Source organism: Actinomycetes bacterium, from assembly GCA_024222295.1.
In the GTDB taxonomy this organism is placed as follows: Bacteria; Actinomycetota; Acidimicrobiia; order Acidimicrobiales; family Microtrichaceae; genus JAAEPF01.
The window spans coordinates 58,102-66,368 of sequence record JAAEPF010000095.1 but is presented as its reverse complement, the minus strand read 5'-3'; the positions used below and the strand labels follow the sequence as shown (position 1 = coordinate 66,368).

Here is an 8,267-nt window from a genome sequence, read left to right as displayed (position 1 = left end):
CGGCCCAGCCGGCCGCTCCGACGGCCCAGCCGGCCGCTCCGACGGCCCAGCCAGCCGCTCAGCCGACCAGCGGCCTCGGCGCAGCCCAAGGCGGCATCGCCCCGGCAACCGACGCCCAGCCAGGGGCTCCCGGTGGCATCGCCGGTCGGCCGCCCGCGGGCGGATCGAACGGCTCCGCCCAGTCTGGAGCTGCCGCGCCTCCGCGGCAGGCGGCCGATACGAAGCAGTCCAAGCGCGACGCGAACAACGCCGAGTTGCGCCACAGGATCCACGAGCAGCTCATCGAGGAACTCGGTCCCATCCTGTTCGATACGCGCCTCTCAGAGGACGACCTGAGGCGCAAGGTCAATGACCAACTGCACGCTGCGATCGCGGCCGAGCGGGTCCCGCTGTCGGCTGCCGACAAGGCGCAGCTGATCCAGGACGTCTCGGACGACATCCTCGGCTACGGCCCGATCGACCGGCTCCTGCGCGACGAGGCCGTCACCGAGATCATGGTCAACGGACCCGACATGACCTTCGTGGAGCGCAACGGCAAGCTCGCCCTCGACGAGAGCATCAAGTTCATCGACGGCGACCACGTACGGAGGGTGATCGACAAGATCGTCTCCGCCATCGGACGGCGAGTCGACGAGTCCACACCGATGGTGGACGCGCGCCTTCCGGACGGCTCACGTGTGAATGCGGTGATCTCGCCGCTCGCCATCGGCGGGCCCTTCCTCACCATCCGCAAGTTCGCCACCGACCCGCTGCAGATCGACGACCTGATCCGGTTCGGGTCGATCAATGCGCACGCCGCCCGCTTCCTGCAGGCGTGCATCGTCGGCAAGCTCAACGTGATCGTCGCCGGTGGTACCGGCACCGGTAAGACGACGATGCTGAACGTGCTGTCGAGCTTCATACCCTCCGACGAGCGCATCGTCACGGTCGAGGACGCAAAGGAGCTCCAGCTACACCAGGAACACGTGCTCTGCCTCGAGTCACGCCCGCCCAACGTTGAGGGACGTGGCGAGGTCTCCATCCGTGACCTCGTGAAGAACACGCTGCGCATGAGGCCGGACCGCATCGTGGTGGGCGAGTGTCGTTCAGGCGAGGCGCTCGACATGCTCCAGGCGATGAACACGGGCCACGACGGCTCACTCACCACGGTGCACGCGAACGGCCCCCGCGACACCTTGGCCCGTCTCGAGACGCTCGTGTTGATGGCAGGGTTCGACCTGCCGGTGCGTGCGATCCGGGAGCAGATGGCGTCGGCCGTCGACCTCATCGTGCAGCTGTCGCGCCTGCGTGACGGCACCCGCCGGATCACCCACATCACCGAGGTCCAGGGGATGGAGGGCGACGTGATCACCCTGCAGGACATCTTCCTGTTCGACTTCTCCGCCGGCGTCGACGAGAACGGTCGGTTCCGCGGCCAACTCCAGGCCACGGGCGTGCGGCCGAAGTTCGCCACCAAGCTGGCAGACCTCGGCATTCGCCTCGGCCCCGAGGTGTTCAGCCCCGGAGCAACGGCATGACCGCCAGGCTGTGGGCCGCCATCTGGGTGGCCGTGGTCTCGCTCGTTGCGCTTGCCCCGCTTGCGGCAGCCCAGGACGACGACTCCGGTGCCCCCGCCGTCCTGCGAGTCGAGACAGTCGACTCGCGCGGTGAGAGTTGGACGGCGACCGGTGTGTCGGAGAGCGCATTGCCGACGGTCTCCGCAGAGGGGGAGGAGCTCGCAGCAAGTTCTTCCGATGTGGCGACCGACGTCGTGGTCGTGATCGACAATGACCGCGCGCTGCCAAATGGTGTGCTCCAGCTCTCGGGAAATGCAGCCGAGCAGTTCCTCGTGCCCGGCGTCGGCGCCGTGCGTCGAGTGGCTGTCGTCAGCACGGCCCGCGAGGGTGCAAGACAGGAGATCGGGTTCTCTTCTGAACCCGAGGTCGTTCGCAGTGCGATCAACGGCGTCAGCGCGGACGGCGATGCCGCCACCTGGGACGCCCTTGCCCGAGCCGCCGATCTGCTCGAAGGCTCGGATGCCAGCTCCAAGCGCGTCGTCGCCTACCTGTCGGCGGCCAACAAGCTGTCCCGCACCACCCCGGGGGCGGCTGCCACGGCCCTGCGCCTCGCCGAGGCACAACTCGACGTGATGGCGATGCCCGCGGGCGTCAACACGACCCAGCTCGCAGACACTGTGCTGGACACCGGTGGCACGATGCAGGTGCTCGGCTCCGACGAGGAGTTCGCGCCGCAGACCGAGGCAGTAGTCGACCAGATCAACAACCAGTTCATCGTCAACTTCCCGGCCCCTGCAGGCGACGCGGAGCAGGTCCAGCTCGACTTCACCGCCGGCGAGGCCGCGCAGAGCGTCCAGGTGGGGCGCGGCGCGCTGACCGCCGGTGCCTCGAACCTGGTGGTGTCCCAGGCCTCCCTGGGCCTGCTCGATTCCATCATCACCAACTCGATGGCCAAGTGGCTGTTCGTCGTGCTGATCGCCGCCGCGGTGGTCGGGTTCCTGTGGGCGCTGCTGACAATGGTGCTTCCCGATTCCGACAATCTCGCGCGGCGTCTTCGGGCCTACGACGATGCTCCTGAGGGAGGCGAGGAAGAGGCCGAGCACCAGGGCGTCGCAACGGTTCCGCTGCTGCAACGTGCCGTGGAGCTCACGGGTGACGTGGCAGAGAAGCGGGGCTTCCTGGAGTCGCTCGAGATCTCGCTCGAACGCGCCAACCTGCCGCTTCGTGCCGCCGAGGCGGTGTTCTTCCTCGCTGTCTCGGGCTTGCTGCTCGGCATCGGTGCCTTCGCCGTCACCGGGAACATCCTGGTGGCGCTCGTTGTGCTGGGCGTCGCCTTCATGGTGCCCAAGACCATGCTCGACATGCGGGTCCGCAAGCGCCAGAAGGTCTTTGTCGCTCAGCTTCCGGACATGCTCGCTCTCCTCGCGGGCACTCTGAAGGCCGGTTACTCGATCACCCAGGGCTTCGAAGCGGTCTCCAGGGAGGTCGAGGACCCGATGGGCATGGAGTTGCGACGAGTGGTCACCGAGCACCGGCTGGGCCGAACCCTCGAGGACGCACTGGACGCCACAGCTGACCGCATGGGATCAGAGGACTTCGCCTGGACGGTCATGGCGATCAAGATCCAGCGCGAAGTGGGCGGCAACCTGGCAGAGCTGCTGATGACCGTGGCGAACACCATGACGCAGCGAGAACGACTGCGTCGCGACGTCAACAGCCTCACCGCCGAGGGTCGGATCTCGGCGTTCATCCTCGGGCTGCTGCCACCTGGACTCGCGCTGGTCATGTACGTCATGAACCGCGACTACATCATGACCCTGTTCTCCCAGACGCTTGGGTACTTCATCATCGGCGTCGCCCTGGTGGCCATGGCCATCGGGTTCGCCTGGATGAAGAAGATCATCACCATCGAGGTTTGACCAGATGACCCCAACCCTTCTCATCGTTTCCGTCCTGGTGGCCCTGGCTGTTGCCGTGGTCGTGTTCGTGGTGCTGTCCCAGGTCGAGGAACGACAGGTCATCCGCGAGACGCTGCGGCAGCTGGACGGCTACGAGGTCGAGAACACCCGCGACCAGGAGCTGTTGGATCCGCTCAGGGACCGTGCCCTGAGGCCGTTCGTTCACGGAATCCAGGCAATAGGGCGCCGGCTGACACCCGTCGGCTACGTCGAGAAGGTCCGGCAACGCTTCATCTGGGCCGGCGAACCGGACCCGCAGAAGGTCGACCGGTTCCTCGCGATTCGCGTGATCACCATTGCCCTGGCCGTGATCGCGGCGATCCTCATCTTCCTCGTCGGCGTCCTTCCTCTGTCTGGCATGCCGTTGCTCGTCGTCGGCGGAGCCGTGGTGGCCGGACTCGTGCTCGGCCCCGACAACGTACTCAACCGCAAGGTCTCGGACCGACAGCATGAGATCCAGATCACGCTGCCCGACGTACTCGACCTGCTCGTGATCTCGGTGGAGGCCGGACTCGGCTTCGAACAGGCCCTGGACCGGGTCATAAACTCCGTGCCCGGGCCGCTGTCGGACGAGTTCAGCCGCATGCTCGGCGAGACCCGCGCCGGCGCCAACCGCTCCGACGCCATGCGGGCCCTCGACGAGCGATGCAACGTGCCCGAGTTGCGCAGCTTCGTAATGGCGATCATCCAGGCGGACACGTTCGGCGTCTCAATCGGCCGGGTGCTTCGCTCGCAGTCCGAGGAGATGCGCGTCAAGCGGCGCCAGCTGGCCGAGGAGCAGGCGCAGAAGGCCCCGGTGAAGATGATGATCCCGATGGTGTTCTGCATCTTCCCCGCACTGTTCGCGGTTGTGCTGGGCCCGGCGATCCTCGGAATCCGAGAAGGGCTGTAGCCGTGGCGACCGCAGTCGCCCCTCCCGAGCCGACCTCACCGGAGCCGGAGCCATTGCCCGGAGATCCCCGCCGGCCGCTGCTTGCAGAGCGGGCAATATCGCTACTGCTGGCCGGATTCGTGGCGCTGTTCGCGTCGGGGCCCATCACCGACAACAGCCTGCTCACCCACATCGCCACCGGCAGGCTCCAGGTCGACAGTGGCCTTCCGTCGGAGAACCCGTTCCTCACCACGTCCACCGACTTCCCGGTGCCGAGCTGGTGGTGGTCTTGGGCGCTTGGCACCGCTGAGAACCTCGCCGGATCGCTCGGCATCAGGATCCTGACGGTCGCCGTCGCGGCTCTGCTCGGGCTGCTGGTGGTGCGTGCCGCCCGGCCCCTCGACAGGGCCGACCGACCGTCACCCACGTTGCTCGGCCAGGCGCTGCCCGCAGCGGTCGTGCTGGCCATGCTGGTTCCTTTCGTCAACGGTCGGCCCCAGTTGCCGGGGTTCGTCCTGCTTGCGGCCACACTCGTGGTCTGGCGGGAGCGACGGTCCCCTTGGTGGCTGGTGGCGGTGTTCGCCATCTGGGTCAACGTGCATGGCAGCTGGCTCTACGGAGCCGGAGTGCTGGGCCTGTCGTGGCTGGCCGAGGCGATCGACGCACGGCACATCGACTGGGCGAGGTTGCGGTGGTTCGCCGGAGCCGCAGGCGGACTCCTGCTCGGCGGCATCTGGTATCCCGAGCGGTTCCGTCTCGTGCTGCTCCCCACCGAGCAACTGGGCAGTGAGGAAGCCCGCGAGGCAATGCGGCTCTACGTGGAGTGGCAGCCCGTGTCGGCCGGTAGCAGCTACTTCTGGGTTCTCTGCCTGATCGTGCTGTTGGCGGCATATGGCGCGTGGAGGCAGCGGCTGGCCGGCATGGCCGTGCTCACCGTGATGCTCGCATTCCTGGGATTCGGTGCGACCCGGATGCTCCCGATCGCTGCGATCACGCTTGCGGGTGCTGCTGCGGTCGGGGTCGTCGCAACCTCCGCGATCGCGCCGCCGGGCCACCGCGCGCGACAGGTGATGTCGGCGGTGGGGATCGCTGCGCTGGTGGGGGCGGTGGTCTTGGCGGCCACCGGGCCTCATGAGGACCTGGAGCGATACCCCTCGGAGGAAGTCGCATGGCTCGAAGCACGTGGCCTGGTCGCCAACCCCGACGTCACCGTGCTGCACAACGACTGGGTGGGCAACTACCTCGAGTACCTCTACGGTGCCGACGCCAATGCCTGGATCGACGACCGACCCGCTGTCGAAACGCTTCTCGACTACTCCTCGATGCGCAGGCTGAACGACGACTGGCAGGAGGCGTTCGCCCGGGCCGACCCCGACGTGGTGCTGTGGTATTCCGAGCTGCCGCTGGGTGACGAGCTTGACGCCCGTTCGGACTGGGAGACCGTGCTCACCACGGACGACTACCAGCTGCTCTGTCACGCAAGGATCGCTTCTCGCTGTCTCTAGTGTGCCCCGGGCGCTGGTCGAGCGCCCAGTCACGCCGCCAGGAGTCGAGCTCGGGTCCGCGCAGCGAGGGTGAACTGCGTGCATGGTGGCGCAGCCGGGCTGAGTACCAGTCGGTACGTGCCTCGTCGGCGAGCATCTCCAGGGAAGTTTCGATGCGTGCGGCGAAGCGACGGGCGTCGTCGTCGCCGTGGCTCAACGGTCGACCGAACGTGACCGTCACGCGCTCGGGGCGCGGCATGGAGCGGTCCTTGGGGAGCACCCGGTCGGTGCCGTCGATGTGCACCGGCACCACTGGCACTCCGCAGCGGACCGAGAGGTAGGCGGCGCCGCCCTTGTGCTCCTGGCCCCAGCCGTCGGGGCTGCGCCCGCCCTCGGGGAAGATCAGCAGCGACCAGCCGTCGTCGATCAACTCGGCAGCCGCCAGCGCCGAGCGACGCGACACCCGTTGGCGTTCCATGGGAATCGCGCCCCAGAACCAGGCGGCGGCCGCTGCTTTGGGCACCGAGTCGAAGAAGTAGTCGGCCGCGGCCGCAACGACGACCTCGTGGCGCCAGGGCCTGGGGATCGACTGGATGACCAGGCCCGTGTCGAGGTGGCTGTGGTGGTTCGCGACGAACACAAGTGGCCCGTCGAGCTCGTCGAGGTGGTCGCGGTTGCGCACCCGCGGCATGCACAGTGCCGTGGTCACGGCCCTGCCGACGGTCTCCTGGGCGGCCAGGCGTGTCACCCGGGCCACGGGCTTGCGGGCCCAGTCGGTGTCGTAGCGGTCACCGAGTTCGGGTCCCTCGAGCGGCTCGACGGTGGCCGGGGTGGGGGCGCGGGTAACCGGGAATCCGGCGGACCGAACGCGTCGCAGGGGGTTGAGGTCGCTCGGCTTCACTTGACGTCGGCCATCATGAGCGGGGGGTTCTTGAAGTAGGTGATGCTGGGTCGGGGGCCGACAACGTCCGAGGCCATCTCGAGCGCGTCGGCCATCGTGGTGGCGGGCCGGTAGCCGAGACGGCGCACGGTCCCAGGGTCGCCGCCGACCACGATCACACCGCCCACGTGATCGAGGGCGTGGGCTCCCCAGTACCACATGTAGAACGGATGCACGCCGTGGTAGGCGTTGCCGGTGCGGTACAGGTGCCGGTACCACTCGTCGTCCGCATAGCGCTTCTCGAACCGCTGCTCCATCTCCACCGGGTCCGTGGTCTCGACGAGCACCTCCTCGAAGAAGTCGATGTAGCTGGGGTGGTGCACCGGGTTGAACTCCGGGGCAGTCGGGTGGCTCATGATCACCACGCCGCCCTCTCGCACCAGCGGCTTGCCCCGGTACATATTGAAGAAGTACCCGAGGCCCAGGCAGTGCACGAGGATCGGATTCATGATCGAGTCGACGTTGTAGGGCGAGATGTACGGCAGGCCGAACAACACCACGTCGGTCTGGCCCTCGACCTCCACCAGCTGCTGACGGTAGACGTTCTCGGTGGTCACCTCGTGCACGGCCTCGACCTCGCCGGCCTGGACCGAGGTCAGCCCATACGGTGCCCGCCAGCCGTGCATCACCTTGCGCCGCGCCGGTGGTGACATGCGGTCGAGGCCGGCGCGTGCGGCCATGAACGTCGCACGATCGGCCAGGTTCCATTCCCACTCGCGCTTGGCGAGTACCTGCATGGGCCCGTCGCCGTAGATGTCGTTGTTGACGGTGGTCTCGATCTGGAAGACCTTCACTCCGCTGTTGCGCAGCACCTCCCCCTGGCGCCAGTTGGAGCTGTGCAGCTCGGAGCTGTGCCGGTCCATGAACGACTTCGACTTCTTCATCGTCGCCGGGTTGTGGTGGTGGCGGAGCGCCTGGTAGCCGGAGAGCCCGGTGGCGGTGGACTTCCACCCGCCGTCCATGGCCACGAGGTTGATGTTGACGTATACGACGAGGTCGGACTCGGCGGCACGCCTGGAGATCTGGACCTCTTCGCCGTGTCGGGTCTCGCCGAGCACCACGAGAGCGTCGGGGTCTTCTGCGTCGTGGTTGTAGAGCTGGCCCCGCGGCGCGAGCGCGTCATACACACGGTCTCCGACGGCGTGGCGCAGTTCGTCCTCGGTCATGCGCCGGTGCAGGGCCAGCGCGGCAATCAGGTGGACGTCATCGACTCCGGCCTCGGCGGCCAGATCGAGCACCGCTTCGATCACACGCTGGCGTATGTCGGGGCGGCGCATCGGTGGTAGCGGCAGCGAGATGTCGTCGAAGGCGATCGTCAGCTTCATGCCCGCGTGCAGCAGGGCCCGCAGTGGCTCGCTGTCGATCGGAGACTCGAGTGCCTCGCGGATGGCCGCGTCCGGATCCTCGATCGGCTCCAGCGGCTCCGGTGGATAGATGATCCGGGATCGGTCCGCCGGGAGCTTCTCGAGGCGGAACTGCTCCCCGTGGTGCATCAGCACCGGCGGCGTCGAGCGGTCC

Annotated in this window: 6 protein-coding genes; 4 read left to right on the top strand and 2 right to left on the bottom strand. The window is 67.6% G+C overall.

The window, feature by feature from the left end; translation table 11 throughout:
* Nucleotides 1–137: 137 nt before the first annotated feature.
* Genes GY812_17610 through GY812_17595 form a run of 4 tightly spaced genes read left to right on the top strand, consistent with a single transcriptional unit; the run spans nucleotide 138 to nucleotide 5,830 of the window.
* Entirely contained in the window at nucleotides 138–1,517 is a 1,380-nt protein-coding gene (locus tag GY812_17610; GenBank protein MCP4437298.1) for a CpaF family protein, read from the top strand.
* Entirely contained in the window at nucleotides 1,514–3,415 is a 1,902-nt protein-coding gene (locus GY812_17605; protein ID MCP4437297.1) for a hypothetical protein, read from the top strand. The genes GY812_17610 and GY812_17605 overlap by 4 nt, the downstream gene beginning before the upstream one ends.
* A 4-nt stretch (nucleotides 3,416–3,419) precedes the next feature.
* The gene (locus GY812_17600; protein ID MCP4437296.1) at nucleotides 3,420–4,346 is read left to right on the top strand and encodes a type II secretion system F family protein; all 927 of its coding nucleotides are present in this window, start codon (nucleotides 3,420–3,422) and stop codon (nucleotides 4,344–4,346) included.
* A 2-nt stretch (nucleotides 4,347–4,348) separates the two neighbouring features.
* Entirely contained in the window at nucleotides 4,349–5,830 is a 1,482-nt protein-coding gene (locus GY812_17595; GenBank protein MCP4437295.1) for a hypothetical protein, read from the top strand.
* Here the strand turns inward: GY812_17595 and GY812_17590 are convergent.
* Together GY812_17590 and GY812_17585 are read right to left on the bottom strand one after the other, a co-directional pair.
* Nucleotides 5,772–6,710 (bottom strand): 1-acyl-sn-glycerol-3-phosphate acyltransferase, encoded by a 939-nt coding sequence (locus GY812_17590; protein MCP4437294.1) that lies wholly within the window; start codon nucleotides 6,708–6,710, stop codon nucleotides 5,772–5,774. The two genes, GY812_17595 and GY812_17590, sit on opposite strands and share 59 nt — an antisense overlap.
* The gene (locus GY812_17585) at nucleotides 6,707–8,242 is read right to left on the bottom strand and encodes a DUF2088 domain-containing protein (GenBank protein MCP4437293.1); all 1,536 of its coding nucleotides are present in this window, start codon (nucleotides 8,240–8,242) and stop codon (nucleotides 6,707–6,709) included. Before GY812_17585 ends, GY812_17590 begins: the two co-directional genes overlap by 4 nt.
* Nucleotides 8,243–8,267: the final 25 nt, after the last annotated feature.